Source organism: Mucilaginibacter sp. OAE612, from assembly GCF_041806395.1.
GTDB classification, from domain to species: Bacteria; Bacteroidota; Bacteroidia; order Sphingobacteriales; family Sphingobacteriaceae; genus Mucilaginibacter; species Mucilaginibacter rubeus.
In genome coordinates this window covers 6,599,423-6,623,543 of the sequence record NZ_JBGMUW010000001.1, presented here as the reverse complement: position 1 = coordinate 6,623,543, position 24,121 = coordinate 6,599,423, and the positions used below count along the sequence as shown (strand labels likewise).

The following is a 24,121-nucleotide window of genomic DNA, read 5'->3' as shown; positions in this document are numbered from 1 at the left end:
AATATTGGGGTTAATGCAATGAATTTACCTGCTTGGGCGAAAAACCGAAATGCCGTGAAAAACTTGCTGAAAAGCTTGCCGGACTACTGAAACCAACTTGGTAAGCTACTTCGGCAATGGTGGCTGTGCGGCGCGCCAGGAGATCGTGTGCATGTTGTAACCGTATTTCGCGTACCAGTTCGCCAGGGGCCCGGCCAGTTATTGCCTTTAATTTTCGATGCAGCTGAATCCTGCTCATACCAATATCCCCAGCCAGCTGATCGGTCCCATAGCTGTTGTCATCCAGGTTATTTTCAACCGCGGCTTTTATCTTATTTAAAAAAGCCTGCTCTATCGTCGGCATATTGGGCAACTCTATCAGCCATCTCTTGTGCATTGCAATATGTTGTTTCAAAACATTGCGCGTCCCGATCAGGTTCCCGATCAGGGCCAGCAGTTCGCGCTTCTCAAAGGGTTTGGCAAGATAAGCATCAGCTCCTGTTTGAATACCTTTTACACGGCTATCTATGTCGGCCTTTGCTGTCAGCATGATGACCGGGATATGGCTTGTCCGTTCGTCTTTTTTCAATATCCCGCACAACTCATAACCATCTGTATCGGGCATCATCACATCGGTAATAATGAGTGCAGGGATTTGTTCTATACCCATTGTGATTCCCGCCTTGCCGTCCGAAGCGGTAATTACCCGGTACTGCTCCGCAAGCTGGCGTTCAATAAAGTCCCGGAGTTCCCGGTGATCCTCTACCAGCAAAATCAAGTCCATATCGGTCTCGGTTTTATCAGGTTTTGCTTCTTCGCTTTCAGCGGCTGCATTCATAGCCTTAAACTCCACTACACCCTCATGACCGCCCGCCGCTTCGTCCAAAGGCAACTGGATCACCACTTCGGTAAATGCCCCCTCCCAGCTATTTGCCGCAATACTGCCGCCCATTAGCTCAATCAGTTCTTTACAAAGTGCCAAACCGATCCCGCTTCCTTCTGCAGCCTGACTGCCCGGCGAATTGACCTGGTAAAAACGACTGAAAATATAGGGAAGCTTTGATCTGGGTATCCCTTTACCTGTATCGCGAACGCGAACTACATATTGATTCCCGGGCACCCCATCATCGTGATAGAGAAAAATCTCCACCCTGCCGACCTCCGTGAATTTTACCGCATTCCCGATAACGTTCAGCATGACCTTATCCAATTTATCCCGGTCTGCCATTACCCAAAGTTCGCGATAGTTTGACCGGAAATGCAGTGTGATGCCTTTTTGCAATGCAAGCGGCTCAAAACTTTGGACATGGCCTAATAACAATGCGTTTAAATCGAGCGGTTCGTACAACAATTCCATTAATCCCTGCTCCAGTTTACTCAGATCAAGCAACTGGTTGATAAGCCTCAGCAAGCGCTCGGCATTATTCAGGATCATCCGGTAATCCCTCAGCAATGATGGATCGGCGGTCTTGCCGGCAAGTTCCTTAACCGGATTGAGGATGAGCGTTAACGGCGTCCGGAATTCGTGCGCAATATTGCCGAAAAACCTTGATTTAACAGCGTCCAGTTCACGCAACTTATCCGCCTTTTCTTTTAGTTCTGCTGTGCGTTGCTGTACAATAGCTTCTAACTTCCGGGCCTCAGCCGCAACCATTTCGGTTCTTTCAGCTTCTTTTGACAGTGCAGAAGCCGACAATGCTTCAACCTCGGCCAGTTGTGCGGCCAATTGCTGGTTTGTGCCGGCATAATCGAGCGCGAGATAAAGGGACAGGCAAACCGGTAAAACAAGTTCGCCCGCGCTCATCACAAATACCCGCATTGAATTATAACCGTAAGGCCATACGCTGAACGTATCATCCCAGCAAAAAATATAAACCAGGAAAACTGCCATTACACCCGTTGTAACCAACCAGGCCTTACGCCTGCCTTTACGTATAAGGTGATATACACAGATAAAGCCATCCACATTACAAACCAGGAAAACTGATGAAAAAAAATCAGGAAAATCAGTTTCCTTTAATATATAAAATTTATAAAAGTAAAAAAGTAAATAGGCCGAGCATACGCACGCCAGGGTAACCTGGCGCCAGCGATGTACCTGGCCATAATCTAACTTATACAACAAAATGAGCCCCCACCACAAAAGCAACACCTTCAGGTTATAGATCATGTAATGAGCAATATATTGCAGCTGCGGATGGGCGGTTAAATAAAAAAGGTATACACACCCGCTGGTGATGCCCGTTAGCATAACAAACAATGCGTAATAAAAATTAAGCTTCTGCTTCGGATAAAACAGAAAAAGCAAAAAGTGCAGCAGGCCAAGAATGAAGGCTGCGGCGGCACACATTGGCACAAAATTATATAGCGTCCGGGCACGCATTATACGCTTGCTATACAAATCGTAATTGGTAAGTAACACCTCAAAGCCTACAAAATTACGGTACACACCAAAAGGGTTGGCGTAATGAATAGTTACCAGATGCGGCGCATTGCCCTTTAACCAAAAGGGTATCATCTCCAATGGTGCCCGGTTGGCTTCCGTTGCTTCAACCGGGTGGCCGATTTTGCCATAGCCGCCTATTGGCTCACCATCAATAAATATTTCTGACGCGCCATCATGATTAATGCGCAGGCCAAATTTTTGGCCTGCCACATCCTTACCTGCTTTTACCCAAATATTAAACCAGCCAACACCTTTCCACCCGGCGGGTAGCTTGTCTGTGCCAAACGCCGTATACTGTACAGTTTCCCAGCCGCCGGAACGGACATCAGGCGGTGTATTTGCGTTATTTATTTCAGGATGAAAGAACCAGTGTTTATCACGCAGTGATATTTCATTGTAGGCGCCGAAATCTTTGTGATGCAGAATTACCGTGTCTTGTGCATTGGCCGTACCGTACAAAGCCAAAAGCAAAAGCAACAAGACGAAGGTACATTTAGCTGGATGCATGTTGAGATTAAGTTTGCGTAAAACTGCCGGGATTTTATAATCAAAAATATATTATATTTATTATAATATACAGATACTACGGGGCTTTATTCATAACAGAGCGGCCTTAATATTAGTTAATACCTTTTTCCAGCCTGGCATTTTGACCCGCAAATATCTTCCATTCACCGTCACGTTTTACCACGACGATCATCCTGCGAAACTCAAACGTTTGACCCGGATATCGTTCGTCGCCGGCAAGACCCGTTCGTACGTGTACAACCGCAAGGTCCTGATTAAGATAGGTAATATCTTCAACAGCCCGGGTATAGTACCGGGTGTTTTTAAAATAAGTATTATGAACCTGCTTATAATGCTTAAAAATATCATCCCGACCTTTATAGTAGGCACCAAACCAGTTTACCCAGGTAGCATCAGAGGTGTAACTGGCCGCCAGTTTTTCCGGGTTATGGCTATTCCATGCATCTTCATAATTTTTGATCATCTGCCGTATCACAGCGTTGTTCGATGCAGTGTCAGGCTGCTGGGCCTGTACACTGGTACTGCATAGCCATATCAGAAGTATCAGGCTTGTTATCTTTTTCATAGGTATTATATACTGGAGGACAAACATCCATAGCGGATACTACAAATAAAGGTGATACTTCATGATGTTACTTATTTTTATGTTACAAATCCTTTATCTTTTGTTACATACAGCTAAACCTGCCCTATTCATGAAACGATTTCGAACTGATTTGTAACACCCGCGAAACTAACTTTCCCAACAGTCTCTTTTTTTTGTAATAACAATTTTGCCTCCGGGGCATTACGGCGCTTCCTGTTGAAAGCGCTGATTACAAATAACAAAACTTACCTATGAAAAAATTATTAAAACTAACGGAGGTAAAATTATTTACACCATGAAAACTTCAAAACCATTGTTTGCAATAATATTTGTTGCAACGGCAGCTATATCTTGCTCAAAAGATGCCAAAACCCCACCCGCCCAGGAGGTGACACCATTGGTAAAGCAAATGGTAAACAACCCGGCTTCTGCTATCGATCATACAATAACTGATATCGCCTATCAATAAAAAAACAGCCCGACACCATGAAAACATTATCAATCATTATGTTGATATATTGCTGCACGGCGCTTACCGCATGCGATTTTAGCAGGGGCGCCAAAAAAGACTTCAGTACAGGATTGTCTTACAATTACAATGGCTTTAACATACAGAATGTTTTACTGATCGATGCATCAGGCAATCCATTGAGCAACAACAAGGTATCATTAAACACGCGTGTATCCGTTGCAGCCCTTGGCATCGTCAATTACGGATTAAAGGACGGAAAGGTTTATCCGGGTATGATGCTGGCCGTTACCGATCAGAAAGGTAACCCGGTGATCAAGTCTGCCGACCTTTTTGCAGGCGGCAAAGGTTATCCGCCGGCAGGAGCAACCGAGCTACGGGGTGATATCACAATTGCACAGCCGATGGCATCCGGGCAGGTTTATCATGTCAACGTGCGCATATGGGATAAAGTAAAAGCAGGCAACGAGATCAATGCCGAAGCTGACCTTGTCGTACAGTGATTGATCACGATGTACATTATTGATAATCTTTAAATTTCTTATTATGGTTATTTTCATGCGCAGAAGGCCTGCGCTTATTTATGGCACCATCCTCGGCGCGATATGCCTGCTGGGCGGTGTTATGCAAAGTAAAGCTGAGACAGCATTGGTTGGGTTCCTGATGCTTATTTACACCGTTGGCAGTCTGATTATGGACAAAAGAAAAAAAGAAGCTGCAAAAAAACAGGGTTCTAAAGCTCAATAAGGTAGCCGTATAATTCGTAAAGCCGCTTTGTAATCCATGACAGAGTAAGAGTGCTAAACGAACCTGTCTCCTTATGTTACCCATGACAACTTAAAAAAGGGTGTCATACAGAGCCCGTCGAAGTATGGCGGGGCAGACCTCTGCGCACGAGTCTTCGACAGGCTCAGACTGACAGACCCTCTTTGCCATCTAACCTTCAGAGGCCCCGGATTTAAACACTCAGCAAGAGTTGGGCCACGCCGAAGTTATATTGACAAAAAGCTATGATAGTTGTTACCTGTTGTAGATCCTGCCGCCTTTGATCACTAATTTTACTTTTGTGATGTTATCGATGGATGCCAAAGGATCAGCATCCAGTACGATCAGATCGGCATCCATCCCTGCTTTAACGAGTCCTTTTCGCCCTTGTAGCCCGATGGCTGCGGCGCTGTTTTGGGTGGCGGCTATGATGGCATCCATAGGGCTGAAACCGGCATCCGTTACGAGCAGGCGCATTTCTTCCTGAACAAATTTTTCCTGATCGTCATCGGTACCGGCGCAAATGGCTATCCCTGCGCGATAAGCCTGAGCAACGATCCGTTTACCTACCTCATAGTCCCATATAGCAGCCGAATCCTGGCTTGCCCAAACTTTGTAGGTAAGTAAAGTGGCGTCCAGAATGGTGTGATGCGCTCGCATCAGATCAAAAAGCCCGTGCAAATCAGGCGTCACCTGATCCCAATACGCGGCGTTATGCCCGGCTTTTTTCCAGGCTTCCGGTATTTGTGCCTTTTCACGGACCAGCAACGGCACGTGCGAAATGGATATTAGTCCTGCCCGGACAAGGTCGGACGGCCCTGCGCCCTGCAGCCAGGCATGCCCCCAAACGGGCATCTGCTGTTTCTGTGCTTCCGTCATTATCCGGTTAACCTGCCCGGTGGTCAGGTTAGCATAGAGCTTGATGCCGCTCGCGCCGCTGCCCTTGGCTTCGGCTATTGCCAGTGTCAGGTTTGTGGAGTCGCTGATAGCCTGCATATAGGGCATTTTCCCGTTAATACCGCCTCTTGTTGACGTCGCTGTTCGCGGGTCACTGAAGAACACGGTACCGGCCATAAGGGCAGAATAACAGATTTCAGGTGACGTGATCTCTCCGAGCCGTGCATCGCGGGCCAAACCGGCAAGTACACGTCCGTCACCGGCCATATCCCTCACACAGGTCACACCGCTACACAGCATACGCTTCAGCACATCAAGTGTGTGCGCGCGGTTGTCTACACCGCTCGGATCGGTTGCCATATGCACATGACTATCGACCAGGCCCGGCAAGAGTGATTTCCCTCCGAGGTTGATTACTATAGCAGAATCCGGAATGGTGTGCTCCCCGGCCGTAAAAGTAAGGCTGATCTTACCATCACAAATAAACACTGTTTGACGGGGAAGCGGCACCCGGTGTTCTGCATCAATGATGGTCGCATTGGTCAGTACAAGCAATCCGGGTTTGTACTGGGCCCAAACGGCGACTGGCGCCAACAACAGGAATGAAATTATATACTTGATCATAGGCTTTGCTGCTTTTTGACAGCTTGCCCAATTTAAGCAATTTCGCAGAAAGCATCGTTCGGTGATGCCTTGACAATTCCTTGCGGATGCATGTAGAAATGGCCGACGGTTGGGATGACGAAAAACAAAAAATCGTTGCGGACTTCTGGCAAGTTTTTACGGCATGAATATTGAAATTAATAGCGTTATGAAATACACACACGCTATTTTAGGAGGAACCGGCCATATCGGTGCCGCGCTTTCGACCGCTTTGCTGCAAAAACAACAAAAGGTCATGATCATTGGCCATGATCCAGCTAAAGCTGCCGAATGGATTGTTAAGGGGGCAGCTTATGAGGTTGCAGACATCTGGGACACAGCCCGTTTAAAAGAACTGTTCGGACAGGCGGAGCGCCTGTTTGTGCTGAACCCGAATGCGGCTCCCGATAAAGATATCGATGCGGTGGAAAGGGAACAGATCGGCAGTATCCTAAACGCGCTTGAAGGGTCGGAACTGAAAAAGATCGTCGCCGCTTCTACCTATGGCGCCCAGCCCGGAGATCATATTTTTGACCTCGGTGCGCTGTATGAATTAGAGCAGGGCTTAGCCAAATTGGACATCCCGCTGGCAGTGATCCGCAGCGCTTATTACATGAGCAATTTTGACCAGGCAATACCAGCCGTCCGGGAAAAGGGAGAATTGACCACTTTGTTTCCGGCGGACTTTAAGCTGCCCATGGTCGCGCCGGCAGATATCGGTGCATTTGCAGCCAAATTAATGCTGGATGACCGGACCGGGCTGTTCTTCCTGGAAGGGCCTGAAACCTATTCTAATCAGGATGTGGCTGAAACATTCGGTAAGCTATTGCACAAAACGGTAAACGTGGTGACTATCCCGGAAGCTGGTTGGAAAGACTTTCTGATAAAGGGCGGCTTTTCCGAAAAAGCGGCGGCATCTTTCGCTAATATGACGAGACTTACCATTAGCCAGCAATCGGAAATACCAACCGCCCAACACGGGCCTACCACCTTGTTTCACTACCTGGAAAAGCAATTGCAGGTTAATGGTGCTTAAAATACTGTATCTCTTTTTCGTGTTTCATTGCGGCTTCTTTTGAATCGAAAGTGCCGAGATTTTTACGCTTGTGGGTTTCAGGATCAACCTTTTTGGAGTAGATCCTGTATTGCCCTGATTTTAATTTCCTGATCATTATTTATTAACATACCGCGAGCGGCAATGTTTACGCAAACAAACAATAGAACGTATTAGCCGTGATACCCCGGCAATATTGACAAATGGCCACGAGGTAAAAGTCGTGACATGGCAACAGAATACCGCAGCCTTTTTATTCTAATCGACTTAATATATTCAGTGCTGATTAAAGAATTCGGCCATTTGCGCCAAACCAGTTTTTGAAAACATTCTCTCCGAATTTTCCAGCGTGTCTTTTGTGGCTTCCGCTCCTCTTGCAACCATTTCTTTTTCAAAATGGGCAATCGCTGTTTTGATATCAGTAAATTGATTTCCGGTTAAACATTCGGCCAGTTCAAACGAATCCTGCAATGCTACATTAGCACCTTCGCCTGCATATGGTGGCATCCGGTGTGCGGCATCCCCAATCATTGTAAGGCTCTCATCCGTTTCCCAGCTTTGATTTAATGGGAAATAATATTGCGGACGGGGAATGAAACAAACCACCTCATTTGTAAAAAACTCATGCCATTCATCGCTCCAGCTGGCAAAATCTTTCTTAAACCATTCAAAAACTTCCTCTCTGTTATTGAAATTAATGCCGCTTTGTTCCAGCCAGTTTTCGGGTGTTTTAAAATTCACCACAAACATAATTGAGCCATCGGCTTTTGTGCCATAACCTACAAATCGCCCGTCATCAAACGCCATTACTTTTCCTCCTTTTGCAAAGGAAAAAAGTTTTGGAGTGTATTTTTCAGCGTTGTAAATGTTGCCTTCAATCAGCGTGATACCTGAATAAACCGGTTCAACGTCACTTAAATAAGGCCGCACTTTTGAATTGGCTCCGTCAGCCGCAATTACCAGATCGGCATAGGCGTTCGATCCGTTTTTAAAAAACAAACGCCAGCCTTTTCTTTCTCTTTCCATTGAAATGAAATGGCTGTCCCATACCACGGTATCGGGCTGCAATGAGTTCAATAAAATATCCCGCAAAGGCGCGCGGTCTATTTCGGGGCGGGTTTCCGCGGTAATAGTCGCAAAATTGTGGTCATCAAATGTAATATTGAGCATTCTATCCACAAGCAGCATCTTACTTGCTACAGGACGGTGGTATTTATAAAATTCATCCAGCAAACCGCTCCGTTTCAGCGCTTCCAGTCCTGTGCCTTCATGCAGGTCGAGCGTGGCACCCTGCACCCGTACATTTCTGTCCATATCCCGTTCATATACTTTTACATTTGCACCTTTAAGTTGTAAAAGCCTTGCTAAGGCCAGCCCCGCCGGTCCACCACCTACTATGGCAACCTGTTTATTATCTAATAACATAATTTTTCATCGTTTAATTACGATGCAAAATTATTTCTGCCTGATGGCCGATAATAGTATAAATCGGTCGTTTTTGTTTTTAGATAATTCTTTAGGTACAACGCCCGAAAACTTTTTCACTTCTTTGATAAAGTGGTTCTGGTCAAAAAAGTTCTCTTCCGGAAACAGCCGGCCGTCTGCAATATGCTCCAACGAGGCGCGGAAACGAAGAATATTGCAATAGGCTTTAAGTGAGATCCCGAATTGCTGATTAAAGTAACGATTTATCTGCCTGCTGCTCCAAAACACTTTTTCGGAAAGCTCTTTAACCGTGATCCTCCCTTTCGTTAGATAAATCAGTTCAAACAATTTTCGTTTACGTTCATCTATGCCTTCCGGAATAAGTGATCTGATCTTTTGCGTTGCTTTTTCAACAAAGCAGTCAAAATCCAGCAAATCGTTTTCTGTAAACCCCCAATAGCCTTCCGGTAAAAATCTGCCACCGTTTACTATATCGGCAATGGCCTCTCCAAAAATATACTCGACGGCAAGCAATTTGAAGCTAATGCAGAATATTACGCTATTGGCCGAAACTTTGGCCTGTTCAAACTGGGTTAGTCCTCCAAGCTGTGCAATACTAAAAGGCTGTGTAGCGGATTTAAAAAGCAATATATCAATAAGTCCGTCGGGTAACCCCGTTGTATCTTTATCGGCGTCCGATAGGTTACGTAAAAACCAAAAACTATCAACAAAATCCGAAAGTGGTTTACCGGGCTTAACAATTCTGTATTCCAGGTTATTGCTCATAGCTTTTGTGAATTGCGGTGTTGTATTGTAAATCCGCTGTTTACCTTTGATTTACCTGCGGTTTAATTATTAAGCAGCAGGTAAACTTAAATAAAATGTGGTTCCTGTGCCCATAGTTGTTTCAAACCAAATTTTGCCGTTGGCATTTTCAATAGAGTTTTTGATGAATGCAAGGCCTAAACCCGTTCCGGAGCTTTTGGTGGTAAAGTTTGGCTCAAAGATCTTTTCACGCATCTCTTCCGGAATCCCGTTACCGTTATCTTTGATGGTAAGCAGGATATTTTTGCTGGTTACCAGGTAATTGATATCTATGATGCACTTCCTATCCTGAGGGGTGGCTTCAATAGCATTTTTCAACAGGTTATTAAAACAGCGCAATAGCTGGTCGCGGTCGGCATTGATAATGAACGAATTCTCTGGTTGCAGATAGGTGATCTGCACATTATCCATCTGTTTAAAAATGGTAACTGCCTGGTTCAACATATCAAAAATATTGATCTGCTCAATGCGGGTATCCGGCATCTTGGCAAATGCCGAAAACTCCGACGCTATCGACGACAGGCTTTCAATCTGCTCCACAAATGACTTGCTGAAACGTTCAAATTTTTGATCAAACCTGGGATCTTTGTCCTTCCATGATTTATCAAGCAGTTGTAAGCCCAGTTTTAGCGGCGTTAGCGGGTTTTTAATTTCATGCGCAACCTGCTTGGCCATTTCGCGCCAGGCGCTTTCGCGTTCGGATTGTGCCAGCCGCTGGGCGCTGTTTTCCAGGGCCGATATCATTTTGTTATACTCTTTAACCAATGCGCCGATCTCGTCATCGCGCGACCATTTGATGTGTTCGTTCTTTTTACCGTAGATGGTTTTGCTGAGGCTTTGTTGTATAAAGTTTAAGGGCGCGGTTATCTGCCTTGCTATAATAATGGCAAACAAGCCAATTGCTATAAAAACAATGGCGTAAACGTTTATCATCACATTAAGCAATGAGCTTATGCGCTCGCGGTAATCGGCTTCATTACTAAAATAAGGAAGTTGGATATAGGCAACCGTTTTGTTTGATGCAGTAAGGGTTACCGGGGCATAGGCCGCTTTATAGCTCAGTTCGCCAATTTTCTCGTCGTTTACGAACTCGGTTTTTTGCAATTTGCTCAAAAAGATGAATGCACGGGCGTTCATCCGTTTTGCCACGAGGCCGTTTTCATAAATTTTAGGCTGAGTGGTAAGTAAGGGAACACCGTTGGTATCAAACAAAGTAAGATCGGTTGCGTAAGTATTGGCCAATTCATTAAAATGAACCTGGCTCTCCTCATTGAGATGCTCAACATACTGGGTAAAAAGACCGTTTTCAAATGCCGATGCTATACGGGTTATTTTATCCCTGATCATTTTTTCCTGCTGGGTATAGTACTGGTTACTGATGGATAAAAAAGTAATAAAACCAACAAGCACCAGGGTAACCACTACGGCCAGTATCATCGAGATCTGGATGCGGGTTTTATACAATACCTTATCAAAATTTATCCTGAAGTTTATCTTCAGCCCGTCTTCGGCTATGTTAAAGATCTTGATGCGGGCCCATGACCATTTTAAAGTGATGATAACCGCGCTGAATATCAGTATAACCACCAAAAAGAAGGTGAGCGAAGTAACCGCATAGTAAAGTGAGTTTTCCTCCCTGCTAACAACAATCAGGTTTCTTTCACTGGGCCTGTATATCAGGTGATTGTATGTTGTAAAGCTTTCGTACCAGGCAGTGCTGTGGTTTTGCGTGGTTTTTTCGGTGTATTTTTTCAGGTCGCCTTTAAACTCCCTGTTATCAAGCGAGTAAACATAGGTGCCGCGCTGGCTCAGCAATTTATTATCGCTATAAAAGGCGTATGAATAATCTTTAAAGTCATTTTCAGGGCTTATGTTGCCGTCAATCAATAACTCGGGGAAAGCGCCCGATAATTGCAGCGGTTTTGATTTAAGCTCAATTACAATAGTGCCCAATTGCTTATTACTGGTATTTACAGGCAGTATGGCAAAGTAATTCTGGTACCCGAATGATTCATTTTCGCGGTAAAAATAGTCGGATACCTTAAATGAGCTATATAGTACGAGGTCTTTAAACACACTCAGCGAGTAGTTTTTATCTGCCGATGTAGGTTCATCATTGGCATCAAATTCATGAACTTTAAACTCGTACTTTGACAGGTAGCCATCAAAATAAAGTTTTTGGAAACGGGTTTTAAGATAATCGCCGTTGTGCAGGCCATTGATAAAATAGCGTACTATGGCCGTATCCGTTATAATTTGATTTTCTATCCTTTTAAAAATATAGTCGGCTGTGGCATCATCCGGGATCTCCAGTTTTTGTACCAGGGCTTTCCGGGTTTCGTGCTCTTTCAGATCTTCAAAATGATTAAGCTTAATGGCCGCTATCAGGGCACAAATAAACACGATACCTAAAAAAGATGTGGCAAAAAGCTGCCCTTTATAGTAAATAAAACTATAGCCCCTTATCAGTACCAACAGTGCCCACAATATGTAAAACAGCGTAAATTCATGAAAATAGGCAAATACGACGGTAGCCATGATAATTCCGGACAAAAACAGGAATAACTGGTGCGTTCGGGGTACGTTAAGCTTCAGACATATGGTTAAAATGATTTCATTGAGCAGGTAAAATATCAAAAAGCTAAAACACAGCATTAATACCCCCAATATGCTGAACCCCGTTAAGCTGAGTACATTGTTTACATCAAAATTGATTTTTGAGTTGATAACCAGGCCATGAAACAAACGCAATAACGATGTTGACACCCCTATAAGCGTTAAAATAGCAACAACCACAATAACATAGCCGGCAGTTTTGCTCTGCACATTGGTTAAAAACCTGCGGCGCTGCCTATACACAAAGGCTACAAACCAAAAAATGACCAGGATATTGATACAAAAATCGCCCAGCGAAGGATAAACCAGGCTTGAGCCATAAAATGCCGGATTGAAAATGCTAAGCTTATACGTAAAATCGGGCAGGTTATAATGCAGGTTAACAAACCTGAACAACGCAATATATAAAGCAAGGAATATGATAGATAATACCACATACCCTTTTGATGCCACGTAATTGCAAATATTATGCATCAGTACACAAAGCGTAATGGCGGTGAGTATCCAAAATGAAAGTTCATAATAAACAAAATCATTATTGGCGTCATTATTTTTAAGCTTTACCGAAAACAGGTAATCATTATCGCTACTATGAACTTCATAAACGTTGACATCTGTAAAATCGGCTATATCAATGTTATCATCATCGAGCAGATCCCTGGCAAATTTGTTTTGAAGGTATTTGTTCTGGAACGCGTAATTGATCTTAACCGGAATAAAGAAGATAACGGAAAAATTTCCCTCCGTTTTCCGGAACGTTTCATAATACCCATTGGGCTGCTTAATAAAGGAATAACCATCTTTAATGGTATTGGTACTATCGGGCAATACTTTTATGCCACTCCAAAAGCTTAATTTATTATTGGTTAAGGTTATAAACCAAATGTTGTTTTGGGTGGTAAAATTTTCAATAGCATTAATAGCGTCCTGCTCATTATTGCGCAGGTTCATCATCTTTTTAAAACGTTCGGTGCCGTTAAGCTGTTTATTTATAAACGCTTCTTTGTTATGGAGGTTATCTTCCAGTATCCGGGCAGACTGCACAAGGCTGTTTACGGGCGTATATGTTTTTTGAACAATAACGGCCGTAAGCAGCAAACTAAGCCCTAAAAGGGCAAGCAATAGGCGTATTTTTCCGGAAGTAGTCAAGATGTTGCTATACTATGGATTTTTTGTTTAATACAAGCCTATAACAAAAATAAAAGCCACATGTTGTATGTGGCTTTTAAAAATTATTGCGGTAACGCGGCGCTTGCAGTTTCGACGGTTTTATCAACCTTTTTAACAAGGCCCTGCAGTACGTTGCCCGGCCCTACTTCGGTAAATGAAGTAGCACCATCTTCAAGCATATGCATTACGGTTTGTGTCCACCTAACGGCACCGGTAAGCTGGGCTATCAGGTTATGTTTAATCAGTTCAGGATCGGTATAGGGCTTGGCATCTATGTTTTGATAGATGGGGCAAATGGGGGCTTTGATCTCGGTAGCCACAATCGCGGCTTCCAGTTCAACCCTCGCGGCTTCCATTAACGGCGAATGGAACGCTCCGCCTACCTTGAGCTTCAGGGCACGTTTTGCACCGGCTTCAGTCATCTTAATACAAGCCTCGTCAATACCGGCAATGGAGCCCGATATCACCAGCTGGCCAGGGCAGTTGTAATTTGCGGGCACAACAACCTCGCTTATGCGTTGGCAAATGTCTTCTACCGTAAAATCATCCAGGCCTAAAATAGCGGCCATGGTTGATGGTTGTATTTCACAAGCTTTTTGCATAGCGTTGGCACGTGCTGCTACCAAACGCAAGCCATCTTCAAATGATAAAGCGCCTGCGGCTACCAGGGCCGAAAATTCACCCAGGGAGTGGCCCGCAACCATTTCGGGCTTAAAATCATCGCCCAAAACTGTGGCCAAAATGGTTGAATGTAAGTAAATAGCAGGTTGGGTAACGCTGGTTTGCACCAGGTCATCAGCTGTGCCTTCAAACATTACATCAGTAATGCGGAAACCCAGGATTTCGTTGGCTTTTTCAAACAGCTCACGTGCTTTTTCTGATTGATTGTACAGGTCTTTGCCCATACCCGGAAACTGGGCGCCCTGGCCCGGGAAAATATATGCTTTCATCTTGCCCCCTAACCCCCTAAAGGGGGAATATTGTTTTAGTGGTTTATAAATATAATTATTAGCTCCTTACTCCCCCTTTAGGGGGCCGGGGGGCTCTTAACTCAATTTCGAACTTATCAAATTCAAAAACTCAGTCCTGGTTTTTTCTTTCAGGAACTCGCCGGTAAAGGCCGATGTGGTGGTTACCGAGTTTTGTTTTTGTACGCCGCGCATGCTCATGCACAGGTGGCGGCATTCAATTACCACACCAACGCCTACAGGGTTAAGTGTTTGCTGAATACAATCGCGGATCTCGTTGGTTAAACGTTCCTGCACCTGCAAACGGCGGGCAAATACATCAACCACGCGTGGGATCTTACTTAAACCAACCACATGTCCGTTAGGAATGTAGGCCACATGCGCCTTGCCAAAAAATGGAAGCATATGGTGCTCGCACATCGAATAAACTTCAATGTCTTTTACTACCACCATCTGGCTGTAATCTTCCCTGAATTTGGCCGAGTTCAGGATCTCTTCGGCATTAAGTTCATAACCATGGGTTAAATAAAGCATGGCTTTGGCAACGCGCTCGGGGGTTTTTAACAAGCCCTCACGTGCGGCATCTTCGCCTATTTGCTTTAATACGTTATGGTAGTTATCTTTCAAACTATCAATCCGGTCCTGGTTATAACGATCTATTTTAATGTATCCGCCGAAATCGTCATCGTCGGTATCCTGGCTAAATTGTGAGTCGCTCATTTTATAAAATTAACCGCCAAAATACTCGGCAGAATTATTTTCAGTTTCGTAAAGCTTAACCGAATGTAAAAACACCCCCTCGTAAGCTTCAATAGGTCCTTTTAACTGGTTAAATATCTCAATGCAAAGCAACTCGGTCGATGCCATTTTACCGGCCATAAAATCAACATCCTTATTGATGTTTTTATGGTCAAGCTTTTCGATAACGTACTCGTTGATAATTATCTTCAGCTCTTTTAAGTCGATAAGATAGCCTGTGGCGTGCGTGACTTCGCCCTTTACAGTTACAAACAGGTTGTAATTGTGACCATGCCAGTTGGGGTTGGCGCATTTGCCAAACACCTCAAAGTTTTTTTCAGCGCTCCATTCCTCACGGTACATCCGGTGAGCGGCATTAAAATGTTCCTTGCGCGTTATATGTATCATCATAACAAAAGTGGGTGCAAATATACAAAACAAAAACAGGGTAGTTGTTTTATATTAGCCGTCAAAATAATGCAATATGCTTATACTCATTGTTGCAGCTACCAAATTTGAGGTTGCCCCTCTCGTAAATCAATTGGGCAATAAGGTTGATGTACTGATAACCGGTACAGGCATGGTACCAACAGCCTTTGGCATGGCCCGGCAATTAAGCAACCATACCTATGATCTTGTACTCAATTTGGGCATAGCAGGCAGTTTCGACCGTAATTTCCATTTAGGCGATGTGCTGGAAATAACCGAAGATACCTTTGCTGAGCTTGGCGCACAGGATGACGAAGCTTTTATCCCCATTGATATGCTTGGCTTTGGCGAGAGTGTTTTTTTGCCCACAACATCGCTTGAGCAGGTTTATCCAAACTTTTTTCTGAAAAAGGCAAAGGCTATAACCGTTAATATGGTGCACGGCCACGAGCCATCCATCCAAAAAGTACAGCAAAGGTTAAACCCGCAATTGGAAAGCATGGAAGGCGCGGCTTTTTTTTACGCCTGCCGGCAGATGAACGTACCGGGTATGCAAATCAGGGCAGTGTCAAATTATGTTGAGAAACGTAATCGTGAGGCCTGGAACATTGGGCTGGCCATTAAAAATCTGAATACATTTGCCGTCGACCTGGTGAGCCAGATCATTAACAGTTAATCTGCTACCCGTATGAAACTAACTCTCGGATTTTCGCCCTGCCCTAATGATACATTTATTTTTGATGCCCTTATTCACCATAAAATTGACACCGAAGGCCTGGAGTTTGAAGTATTTTATGATGATGTGGAAACGCTTAATCAAAAAGCTTTTCGCGGGGAGTTAGATATTACCAAGCTCAGCTATCACGCCTTTGCTTACGTAACTGATAGATATGTACTGCTTGATTCGGGCAGCGCGCTGGGTTTTGGTGTAGGGCCATTGTTGATTTCGAATCTGGAAATTTCGATTTCGGATTTGGAGAAAAACCTGATCCACGATCCGAAATCAGGGAGCCGAAACCCATTGATTGGCATTCCGGGCAAATATACTACAGCCAACTTTTTATTAGGCCTTGCCTTTCCTGAAGCTACCAACAAGCAGGTACTGGTATTTTCAGAAATTGAAGATGCTTTGCTTGATAACCGTATAGATATTGGTTTGATCATTCACGAAAACCGTTTCACCTACCAGGATAAAGGCCTCAAAAAAATCATCGATCTTGGCGACTACTGGGAAAAACGTACAGGTTGCGCTATACCCCTTGGCGGCATTGTAGCTAATCGTAATTTACCGTTGGATGTTCAGCATAAAATAAACCGGCTGCTCCGTAAATCGGTGGAGTTTGCTTTTGCTAATCCCAAATCCGGTTTAGCGTTTATTAAACAACATGCCCAGGAAATGAGCGAAGAAGTGATGTATAAACACATCGAACTTTATGTAAACCAATACTCAATTGAACTTGGCGAGGAAGGACGTAAAGCTATTAACCTGATGTTTGATGCTGCATTGGAGAAAGGGATTATACCGGAGGTGAAGCAGGGTATATTTTTGACTGATTAGTCTAACTGCATTGCTTCCAAAAACAAAAGAGGGACTCACCAAAATGCGTCCCTCTTTTGTTTATATCTATCCAATCAGCTATCAATACAATAAAGCATCATAAGGATACCTTTCAGTATGTATAGCCTTCACTTCCTTATAAAGCAAGGCCCTGAACTCCTCCACATTTTCCTTTTTAGTTGCCGAAATAAATATAGCCGGGGCATTATTTTTAGCCATCCAGCTTTGTTTAAAGTCTTCCAGTGTTAATGGTTCTTCCTGTTGCGGCACCTGGTGATCTTCGGGTTTAAAAGCGTCTATTTTGTTAAATACAGTAATAATGCGTTTATCAATAGCGCCGATATCTTTGAGGGTTTCGTTAACCGTGCGGATCTGATCTTCAAAATTAGGGTGTGAAATATCTACCACATGGATCAGGATATCGGCTTCGCGGGTTTCGTCAAGCGTCGATTTAAAACATTCAACCAAATGGTGCGGTAACTTACGGATAAACCCTACCGTGTCCGACATCAGGAAGGGCAGGTTCTCAATCACGACTTTCCTTACGGTGGTATCCAGTGTAGCAAACAGTTTATTTTCGGCAAAAACTTCCGATTTGGCAATCATGTTCATGATAGTCGATTTACCTACGTTGGTATAACCAACCAATGCTGTACGTACAAGCTGATGGCGATTTTTGCGCTGGGTCTCGTTCTGTTTATCTATCTGCCTTAGTTTATCCTTTAACAGTGAGATCTTATTCAGGATCAAACGACGGTCGGTTTCAATTTGCGACTCGCCCGGGCCGCGCATACCAATACCACCTTTCTGGCGTTCAAGGTGGGTCCAGAGACGGGTAAGGCGGGGCAGCAGGTATTGCAATTGGGCAAGCTCAACCTGCGTTTTAGCTTGTGCTGTTTGGGCACGGCTTGCAAAAATATCCAGGATGAGGTTATTCCTGTCCAGGATCTTTACCTGCAGTTCGTTCTCAATATTACGCAGTTGCGATGGCGAAAGGCCATCATCAAAAATAACTATATCAATTTCTTCTTCTTTAACGTAGGCTTTAATATCTTCCAGTTTACCTGAGCCAACAAAAGTTGCCCTGTCCGGGCGCTGTAGTTTTTGAGTGAAATGGCTCACCGTTAACGCTCCCGCGGTGCTGGCCAAAAACTCGAGCTCTTCCAGGTGTTCCTTCTCAATCTCGTCGGTTTCATTGGGCGTTATTACACCTACAAGTACCGCTTTTTCCTGCTTCACAGCAGTATCATAAAATTTTTGTTTCATTAATTACAGTATATCAATCCAAATGCCAGTTAAATAAATGTACGTAAACGGGGCTATGAAATAAAATTTTAATGTCAAAATAACATACGCGGGAATAAATTCATGACAGGAACTTTCATTATGAAAAATTAAATTAAAATGACTAAAAAAATTTGCTTTTAAATATTCCGGTAATTGTTATTTTTGATGTGATTAAACCTCATCACGATGAACAGGCTCTTACTGCTGCTTGGAGCAGCCCTATTTGCGTTACCGGTTACCGCTCAAAAAAAAACCGCCCCCCCTTCTAAAGTTTTACCTTTTGGCAAAATTGAAATTGCCGACCTTGAAATGGCCAAATGCGATTTTGAGCCCGATGCCAATGCCGAAGTTCTTTTTAACAAAGGCGATGTTTATTACGATAGTTCATTTGACATTAGCGGCGAGTACCACAAACGGATCAAGATTTTTAACGATAATGGTAAAGATGAAGCCAACATCCGTATTGAATATTACGGCGGTAACCGGCTGGAATATATTACCGATGTGCAAGCCGAAACCATTAACCTGGTTAACGGAAAGCCCGAAATAACCAAACTGGATAAAAAACTTATCTATACCCAAACCATTGATAAGGTACGCAATGCCATTGTATTTTCAATGCCCAACGTTAAAGCGGGGTCGGTAATTGAATACAAGTATAAATATCATACTGTTTCGATAAGCAATTTCCCGTCGTGGGATTTTCAGCAAAAAATACCGGTGCGGTACAGCGAGTTGGATACGTCTATTCCCGATCTGTTGTATTTCCGCACGGTGAACCACGTTTGGATGCCTTATTCAAAAGCAACCCATGATTCAGAAGCCCGCACCATGCCCGGCACAAATCCTTTATCATATAATGATGAAAAAGATTTTAGGGTTATGGAAAACATCCCTTCGCTGCATGATGAGCCTTACATGCGCTCATATACCGACAATATCATGTCGTTACAGTTTAACCTTACTTCTGTAAAATCAAGCTATGGCTTTTACAAGTCATATTCAGATACCTGGGCTAAAGTGGGCGGCATTATTGCCGATGATGAAGATTTTGGCGGCCAGTTAAAACGTAAATTAAAAGACGAAGAGCCTATTATCACCAAAGCTAAAACCTTTAAAACTGATGATGAAAAAATAGCTTACGTTTTTAACCAGGTAAAAACCCTCATGAAATGGGATGGCGTTGACCGCTGGTATACCAACGATGGTACTTACCGGGCATGGGAAAAGAAAACGGGCAATTCGGCCGAGGTAAATATTATTTTATACCACCTGCTTAAACAATCAGGCATTAAGGAAATCTACCCTATGATCGTGAGCACCCGCGAACATGGAAAAGTGAACCGCTTCAACACCTCGCTTTCGCAGTTTAACCGTGCAGTGGTTTATATTCCTGTTGATAGCACAAAAGAGTACATACTTGATGCTACAAACAAATACAATTTATATAATGAAACACCCGATATGCTATTGAATTCATCGGGTTTGTATATCGATAAGCAGGCCAACGCTTACGATATGCTTTATATTACAAAAGCAGCTCCGGCCAGGCAGGTGGTCATGATCAATGCCGACATTAAGGCGGATAGCAAAATGACCGGAACTGCAGATATCAGCAGCTTCAGCTACCACAAAATAAGCAGTGTTGAACGCTATAAAACCGATGGTGAAAAAAAATATATCGACTACATAAAGGCCAACGACAATAACCTTAAAATATCGTCATTAAAAATGAAGGATATGGAGTCAGATACCCTACCACTGGTACAAAATATAGCTTTTGACCTGGAGCTCACCGGTTCCGACGGAACATATATATATTTTAACCCCAACCTTTTTACCCCTATACGTACCAACCCTTTCCTGAGCGAAAAGCGCGCTACTGATATTGATTTTGGGCATCGTAACAGGTATGAGATAAACGGTACCTACAAAATTCCGGCAGGTTATAAAGTTGATGCGCTGCCAAAAAGCATACGCATGGTTATGCCCGATCAAAGTATAAGCCTTAAACGTTTTATTGCCGAACAGGATGGAATGATTGTAGTGCGATATGTTATATCATACGAAAAGGCTTTTTACGAAAAAGAAAGTTATCCTGAGCTGAGAGAGTTCTACAAACAAATGCAGGATATGCTTACTGAGCAGATAGTACTTAAAAAAGCCTGATCGAAAACATGAGCACTACATATTTTTACAGGCTGCTAACTATTGCAGGCATTGTCATTTTATCAATCAAAAGCTATGGACAGGATAAAAATCTCCCGAAAGAATTTTATATAGCATCAACCATCCCCGATTCATTAAAGGGAGAAGCAAATTCAGTTGTGCGGTATTCTTCAGACGAGGTTACCGTAAAAGCAGCTGGTAAAATGACGCTAAAGCATCACGCCATCATTACTGTTTTAAATGAAAAAGGTGATGCCGCCGCACAACTTGGCCTGGGTTACGATAAAAAATTCAGCAGTGTTGATAACGTGCAAATGCTGGTTTACAACGCTGATGGAACGATGATAAAAAAATATCACAAGAGCGATTTTTATGATTATGCCGCTACCGATGGGATCTCGATTGTAACGGACGACCGGATGCTGGCCATGAAACATCCGATATCTGCATATCCAACTACTATTGAGGTAATTTTTGAGGAGGACATGAACAGCTATCTCGATTTGGGCGAATGGGAAATTCAACGGCCCGAGCGGGCCGTCCAAAACGCGGAGTATACTGTCCTGGTCAATCCTTCGGTAGGCTTCAGGTACATGAATAAGAATACTACCATCAAGCCCGAAAAAACACCTGCCGGAGAGTTTGAAAAGTACACCTGGCATGTAAAAAATTTAAAAGCTATAAAGCCCGAAGACGATGCTGAATCATGGCAGGTTATGCCGCGGATCATGTTTGCAGCAAACTCATTCCAGTTTGGTGGTATTCCCGGCGATATCAGCACCTGGCAAAATTTTGGCAAATGGCTGCAGACCCTCAATGCAGACGTATGCTCGCTTAGTCCGGAACGGATAGCCGAGGTTAAAAAAATGACGGCCGACTTTAAAACAGACAAAGAGAAAGCCCGGTTTTTATACCAATACATGCAGCAAAACATGCGCTATGTAAGTATCCAGCTCGGCATTGGAGGTTTAAAGCCATTCCCGGCTACATTTGTCGACCAGAAAAAGTATGGCGATTGCAAGGCCTTATCAAACTACATGTATGCCTTATTAAAGGCAGCTGATATTCCATCGTATTATGCCATAATAAACGCAGGCTCAAACGAAGAGCCCGCTGATCCTGCATTTCCAAGCGATCCCTTTAATCACATTATTTTATGTGTACCTTTTAAAGGTGATACTACCTGGCTTGAGTGTACCAATATGCAAAAGCCTTTTGGCAAGCTCGGGCCTTTTACCGAAAACAGGTACGCCCTGCTGGTAACTGAAGATGGAGGCAAACTGGTTAAAACTCCGCGCAGTACAGATATTGACAACCAATTTAATAGCGAAGCACATGTGGTACTTGACGCGGATGGCGGCGCAAAGGCAACACTTAAAATTTTAAGCACAGGTGAATACCGCGATGATTACCTGGGTATAGCCGCCTTAAAAACCGACGAGCAAAAACAGGTACTGATTAAGATGCTGAACATGAAGCAGCCATCACTTTTTGAGTTCAAGCCATCAACAGATAAAGACGGCATAAAAGAACTGGACATTGAGCTGGAGTACGATAAATTTTGCGATGTATCGGCGGGCAACAAGCAGTTTTACAAACCCCGTGTTTTTGATCTGTGGAAAACAACCGTACCCATACTTGAAAAACGAAAAAGCGATTTTTTCTTTGAAATTCCCATGTTAAAAACATGCGTTACCACCATTGATTTGCCTGCTGGCTTTGAAATTGATGCTTTGCCTGCCGATCAAAGCCTTAAATTTACTTACGGCACTTATGATGTTAGGTATGTTTATGACGCAACTAAAAACCAGGTGGTAAGCACTACCAAATTCAACTTAAAAAACCATGTGATCCCCGCCGCCAAATACACCGAATTGCAGGTTTATCTGGATGCGATAGCCAAAGCCCAAAATAAAAAGCTGGTGATCCGCCGTAAAGCATAAATTTGCGCCTGATGATATTCAGGCTCGACGAACGTTTAATATTTCCAAAGCCCGATCTGGCCGAACCAGACGGGCTTTTGGCTGTTGGCGGCGACTTGAGTACCAAACGGTTATTGCTGGCCTATCAAAACGGCATTTTCCCCTGGTATAGCGATGATACACCCATCCTGTGGTATTCGCCTCATGAACGTTTTGTATTATATCCTGATGAGCTTAAAATATCCAAATCCATGCGGCAGGTATTACGCTCCGGCAAACTGAAGGTTACCGTTGATACCTGCTTTAACGATGTTATAACAGCCTGTTCAACCGCTCCGCGTGAAGGGCAGGATGGCACCTGGATTGTGCCCGATATGATATCCGCTTATAATCGCCTGCATTTGGAAGGCTATGCCCATTCGGTTGAGGTATGGCAGGATGACAAGCTGGTAGGTGGCCTGTACGGCGTACATGTTGGTGCTGTTTTTTGTGGGGAGAGTATGTTTACCCGCGTCAGCAACGCTTCAAAAACAGCGCTCATCTATCTGTGCAATACAGGGCTGTACAAGCTTATCGATTGCCAGGTACACACCGGTCATCTCGAATCGCTTGGAGCAAGGATGATAAGCCGGGAGCAATATATGGATGTATTGCTAAATAATTTAGTTTGATTAGTTACCTTTGAGCCATATGCAGCAGGTGGTAAATTTAAAGGAAAGGATCATTTTAGGTATCGACCCCGGCACAGCCGTTATGGGTTACGGACTGCTAAAGGAAACCGGCCCTAAAATTGAGCTGCTTGCTATGGGGGTAGTAAAAATGCCCGTTACCGACGATCATATGCTTAAGCTGCAGCGCATCTTCGAAAAAACCGTTGCCCTTATAGATAACTACCACCCCGATTGCCTGGCTATTGAAGCCCCTTTTTACGGCAAAAACATACAGGTGATGCTGAAACTCGGTCGCGCCCAGGGAATGGCCATAGCCGCCGCATTATCGCGCAATGTAGAGATCACCGAATACGCTCCCCGTAAAATAAAACAATCCATAACCGGTAACGGAAACGCTACCAAAGAACAGGTAGCCGCCATGCTGCAAAGCCTGTTAAAGTTCAAGGAAACCCCCGATTTTCTGGATGCTACCGATGGTTTGGCTGTAGCTGTTTGCCATTCATTTCAACGGATCCCTACAGGTTCGGGTAAGGCTGGAAGTAAAAAATCATATTCAGGCTGGGATACTTTTGTAAAGGATAATGCTAAAAGGGTTGTGAAGTGAGATCATCTGGTTTTTCCACCTTATTATTCCAAATAAAAAGCAGAAGACTTAAGAAGTTTTGAAAACTTCGTAAGTCTGAATTATAACGAACATTTGTCATGCTGAGTGTTTAAACCCGTGGACTCTGAAGGTGACAAAAGACGGCCTGTCAGTCTGAGCCTGTCGAAGACTCGCGCGCAGAGGCCTGCCCACTATGCTTCGACGGGCTACCCATGACCCATTTTTTATTTTTGTCATGGGTAACTTGTTTCAGCACCCCACTCGCTAAGCAGCCATGCTAAGCAAAGCGACTACCTGTCCTGTGGGATGCCGAAATAAATTCGGCATGACGATGGAGCATGTTATTTCTCCTTCAGAGACCCGTATTTTAACT

General features: G+C 43.8%; 21 protein-coding genes. 10 read left to right on the top strand and 11 right to left on the bottom strand.

Annotated elements, in window-relative coordinates:
- Positions 1 to 10: 10 nt before the first annotated feature.
- Together ABID99_RS27855 and ABID99_RS27850 are read right to left on the bottom strand one after the other, a co-directional pair.
- Positions 11 to 2,932 (bottom strand): response regulator, encoded by a 2,922-nt coding sequence (locus ABID99_RS27855; protein ID WP_373615791.1) that lies wholly within the window; start codon positions 2,930 to 2,932, stop codon positions 11 to 13.
- A 112-nt stretch (positions 2,933 to 3,044) separates the two neighbouring features.
- A complete protein-coding gene (locus ABID99_RS27850; RefSeq protein ID WP_373615790.1) occupies positions 3,045 to 3,518 on the bottom strand; it encodes an SgcJ/EcaC family oxidoreductase in 474 nt (157 codons plus the stop codon).
- Positions 3,519 to 3,834: 316 nt separating this feature from the next.
- On the opposite strand from ABID99_RS27850, the gene ABID99_RS27845 reads away from it, so the two are divergent.
- From ABID99_RS27845 to ABID99_RS27835, 3 genes are read left to right on the top strand one after another with little or no spacing between them, the layout of a single operon-like run.
- Positions 3,835 to 4,008 (top strand): hypothetical protein, encoded by a 174-nt coding sequence (locus ABID99_RS27845; protein ID WP_373615789.1) that lies wholly within the window; start codon positions 3,835 to 3,837, stop codon positions 4,006 to 4,008.
- 17 nt (positions 4,009 to 4,025) lie between these two features.
- Positions 4,026 to 4,511, top strand: a complete 486-nt coding sequence (locus ABID99_RS27840; RefSeq protein ID WP_373615788.1) for a hypothetical protein — start codon at positions 4,026 to 4,028, stop codon at positions 4,509 to 4,511.
- A gap of 55 nt (positions 4,512 to 4,566) precedes the next feature.
- Positions 4,567 to 4,755, top strand: coding sequence for a hypothetical protein (locus ABID99_RS27835; protein ID WP_373615787.1), 189 nt, complete (start codon positions 4,567 to 4,569; stop codon positions 4,753 to 4,755).
- A gap of 273 nt (positions 4,756 to 5,028) precedes the next feature.
- Here the strand turns inward: ABID99_RS27835 and ABID99_RS27830 are convergent, their stop codons facing one another.
- The gene (locus ABID99_RS27830) at positions 5,029 to 6,294 is read right to left on the bottom strand and encodes an amidohydrolase family protein (protein WP_373615786.1); all 1,266 of its coding nucleotides are present in this window, start codon (positions 6,292 to 6,294) and stop codon (positions 5,029 to 5,031) included.
- 187 nt (positions 6,295 to 6,481) lie between these two features.
- On the opposite strand from ABID99_RS27830, the gene ABID99_RS27825 reads away from it, so the two are divergent.
- Positions 6,482 to 7,348 (top strand): NmrA family NAD(P)-binding protein, encoded by an 867-nt coding sequence (locus tag ABID99_RS27825; RefSeq protein ID WP_188834064.1) that lies wholly within the window; start codon positions 6,482 to 6,484, stop codon positions 7,346 to 7,348.
- Here ABID99_RS27825 and ABID99_RS27820 read toward each other — a convergent pair.
- The 7 genes from ABID99_RS27820 to ABID99_RS27790 all read right to left on the bottom strand — a co-directional run bounded on the left by ABID99_RS27820 (position 7,335) and on the right by ABID99_RS27790 (position 15,516).
- The gene (locus tag ABID99_RS27820) at positions 7,335 to 7,484 is read right to left on the bottom strand and encodes a hypothetical protein (RefSeq protein ID WP_090534531.1); all 150 of its coding nucleotides are present in this window, start codon (positions 7,482 to 7,484) and stop codon (positions 7,335 to 7,337) included. The genes ABID99_RS27825 and ABID99_RS27820 overlap by 14 nt on opposite strands.
- A 158-nt stretch (positions 7,485 to 7,642) precedes the next feature.
- A complete protein-coding gene (locus ABID99_RS27815) occupies positions 7,643 to 8,791 on the bottom strand; it encodes an NAD(P)/FAD-dependent oxidoreductase (protein WP_090534529.1) in 1,149 nt (382 codons plus the stop codon).
- Between the two features lie 30 nt (positions 8,792 to 8,821).
- Entirely contained in the window at positions 8,822 to 9,577 is a 756-nt protein-coding gene (locus ABID99_RS27810; protein ID WP_090534527.1) for an AraC family transcriptional regulator, read from the bottom strand.
- A gap of 69 nt (positions 9,578 to 9,646) precedes the next feature.
- Complete coding sequence (locus ABID99_RS27805) at positions 9,647 to 13,381, bottom strand: ATP-binding protein (protein WP_139160075.1); 3,735 nt, start codon at positions 13,379 to 13,381, stop codon at positions 9,647 to 9,649.
- Between the two features lie 83 nt (positions 13,382 to 13,464).
- Positions 13,465 to 14,352, bottom strand: coding sequence for an ACP S-malonyltransferase (fabD, locus tag ABID99_RS27800; protein WP_090534523.1), 888 nt, complete (start codon positions 14,350 to 14,352; stop codon positions 13,465 to 13,467).
- A 96-nt stretch (positions 14,353 to 14,448) separates the two neighbouring features.
- Entirely contained in the window at positions 14,449 to 15,090 is a 642-nt protein-coding gene (gene folE, locus ABID99_RS27795; protein ID WP_090534521.1) for a GTP cyclohydrolase I FolE, read from the bottom strand.
- Between the two features lie 9 nt (positions 15,091 to 15,099).
- Positions 15,100 to 15,516, bottom strand: a complete 417-nt coding sequence (locus ABID99_RS27790) for a 6-carboxytetrahydropterin synthase (protein ID WP_090534603.1) — start codon at positions 15,514 to 15,516, stop codon at positions 15,100 to 15,102.
- 76 nt (positions 15,517 to 15,592) lie between these two features.
- Here ABID99_RS27790 and mqnB point away from each other — a divergent pair, with 76 nt between their 5' ends.
- Together mqnB and ABID99_RS27780 are read left to right on the top strand one after the other, a co-directional pair.
- Positions 15,593 to 16,213, top strand: a complete 621-nt coding sequence (gene mqnB / locus ABID99_RS27785; protein ID WP_090534519.1) for a futalosine hydrolase — start codon at positions 15,593 to 15,595, stop codon at positions 16,211 to 16,213.
- Positions 16,214 to 16,225: 12 nt separating this feature from the next.
- Complete coding sequence (locus ABID99_RS27780; protein WP_188834066.1) at positions 16,226 to 17,095, top strand: menaquinone biosynthesis family protein; 870 nt, start codon at positions 16,226 to 16,228, stop codon at positions 17,093 to 17,095.
- A gap of 81 nt (positions 17,096 to 17,176) precedes the next feature.
- On the opposite strand, the gene hflX is transcribed toward ABID99_RS27780, so the two are convergent.
- Positions 17,177 to 18,361, bottom strand: a complete 1,185-nt coding sequence (hflX, locus tag ABID99_RS27775) for a GTPase HflX (RefSeq protein WP_112657043.1) — start codon at positions 18,359 to 18,361, stop codon at positions 17,177 to 17,179.
- A 207-nt stretch (positions 18,362 to 18,568) separates the two neighbouring features.
- On the opposite strand from hflX, the gene ABID99_RS27770 reads away from it, so the two are divergent.
- The 4 genes from ABID99_RS27770 to ruvC are packed head-to-tail and all read left to right on the top strand — an operon-like array spanning position 18,569 to position 23,748.
- On the top strand, positions 18,569 to 20,551 hold the full coding sequence (locus tag ABID99_RS27770; protein WP_090534513.1) for a DUF3857 domain-containing protein: 1,983 nt from the start codon (positions 18,569 to 18,571) through the stop codon (positions 20,549 to 20,551).
- Positions 20,552 to 20,559: 8 nt separating this feature from the next.
- The gene (locus ABID99_RS27765; protein ID WP_090534511.1) at positions 20,560 to 22,494 is read left to right on the top strand and encodes a DUF3857 domain-containing transglutaminase family protein; all 1,935 of its coding nucleotides are present in this window, start codon (positions 20,560 to 20,562) and stop codon (positions 22,492 to 22,494) included.
- Between the two features lie 11 nt (positions 22,495 to 22,505).
- A complete protein-coding gene (gene aat, locus ABID99_RS27760; protein ID WP_090534509.1) occupies positions 22,506 to 23,144 on the top strand; it encodes a leucyl/phenylalanyl-tRNA--protein transferase in 639 nt (212 codons plus the stop codon).
- A gap of 19 nt (positions 23,145 to 23,163) precedes the next feature.
- Positions 23,164 to 23,748 (top strand): crossover junction endodeoxyribonuclease RuvC, encoded by a 585-nt coding sequence (ruvC, locus tag ABID99_RS27755; RefSeq protein WP_090534507.1) that lies wholly within the window; start codon positions 23,164 to 23,166, stop codon positions 23,746 to 23,748.
- Positions 23,749 to 24,121 lie beyond the last annotated feature (373 nt).

Bases quoted from the DNA above. Each gene is read 5' to 3' on its own strand.
- ABID99_RS27855 (WP_373615791.1), bottom strand. From the start codon at position 2,932: ATGCATCCAGCTAAATGTACCTTCGTCTTGTTGCTTTTGCTTTTGGCT.
- ABID99_RS27850 (WP_373615790.1), bottom strand. From the start codon at position 3,518: ATGAAAAAGATAACAAGCCTGATACTTCTGATATGGCTATGCAGTACC.
- ABID99_RS27845 (WP_373615789.1), top strand. From the start codon at position 3,835: ATGAAAACTTCAAAACCATTGTTTGCAATAATATTTGTTGCAACGGCA.
- ABID99_RS27840 (WP_373615788.1), top strand. From the start codon at position 4,026: ATGAAAACATTATCAATCATTATGTTGATATATTGCTGCACGGCGCTT.
- ABID99_RS27835 (WP_373615787.1), top strand. From the start codon at position 4,567: ATGCGCAGAAGGCCTGCGCTTATTTATGGCACCATCCTCGGCGCGATA.
- ABID99_RS27830 (WP_373615786.1), bottom strand. From the start codon at position 6,294: ATGATCAAGTATATAATTTCATTCCTGTTGTTGGCGCCAGTCGCCGTT.
- ABID99_RS27825 (WP_188834064.1), top strand. From the start codon at position 6,482: ATGAAATACACACACGCTATTTTAGGAGGAACCGGCCATATCGGTGCC.
- ABID99_RS27820 (WP_090534531.1), bottom strand. From the start codon at position 7,484: ATGATCAGGAAATTAAAATCAGGGCAATACAGGATCTACTCCAAAAAG.
- ABID99_RS27815 (WP_090534529.1), bottom strand. From the start codon at position 8,791: ATGTTATTAGATAATAAACAGGTTGCCATAGTAGGTGGTGGACCGGCG.
- ABID99_RS27810 (WP_090534527.1), bottom strand. From the start codon at position 9,577: ATGAGCAATAACCTGGAATACAGAATTGTTAAGCCCGGTAAACCACTT.
- fabD (WP_090534523.1), bottom strand. From the start codon at position 14,352: ATGAAAGCATATATTTTCCCGGGCCAGGGCGCCCAGTTTCCGGGTATG.
- folE (WP_090534521.1), bottom strand. From the start codon at position 15,090: ATGAGCGACTCACAATTTAGCCAGGATACCGACGATGACGATTTCGGC.
- ABID99_RS27790 (WP_090534603.1), bottom strand. From the start codon at position 15,516: ATGATACATATAACGCGCAAGGAACATTTTAATGCCGCTCACCGGATG.
- mqnB (WP_090534519.1), top strand. From the start codon at position 15,593: ATGCTTATACTCATTGTTGCAGCTACCAAATTTGAGGTTGCCCCTCTC.
- ABID99_RS27780 (WP_188834066.1), top strand. From the start codon at position 16,226: ATGAAACTAACTCTCGGATTTTCGCCCTGCCCTAATGATACATTTATT.
- hflX (WP_112657043.1), bottom strand. From the start codon at position 18,361: ATGAAACAAAAATTTTATGATACTGCTGTGAAGCAGGAAAAAGCGGTA.
- ABID99_RS27770 (WP_090534513.1), top strand. From the start codon at position 18,569: ATGAACAGGCTCTTACTGCTGCTTGGAGCAGCCCTATTTGCGTTACCG.
- ABID99_RS27765 (WP_090534511.1), top strand. From the start codon at position 20,560: ATGAGCACTACATATTTTTACAGGCTGCTAACTATTGCAGGCATTGTC.
- aat (WP_090534509.1), top strand. From the start codon at position 22,506: ATGATATTCAGGCTCGACGAACGTTTAATATTTCCAAAGCCCGATCTG.
- ruvC (WP_090534507.1), top strand. From the start codon at position 23,164: ATGCAGCAGGTGGTAAATTTAAAGGAAAGGATCATTTTAGGTATCGAC.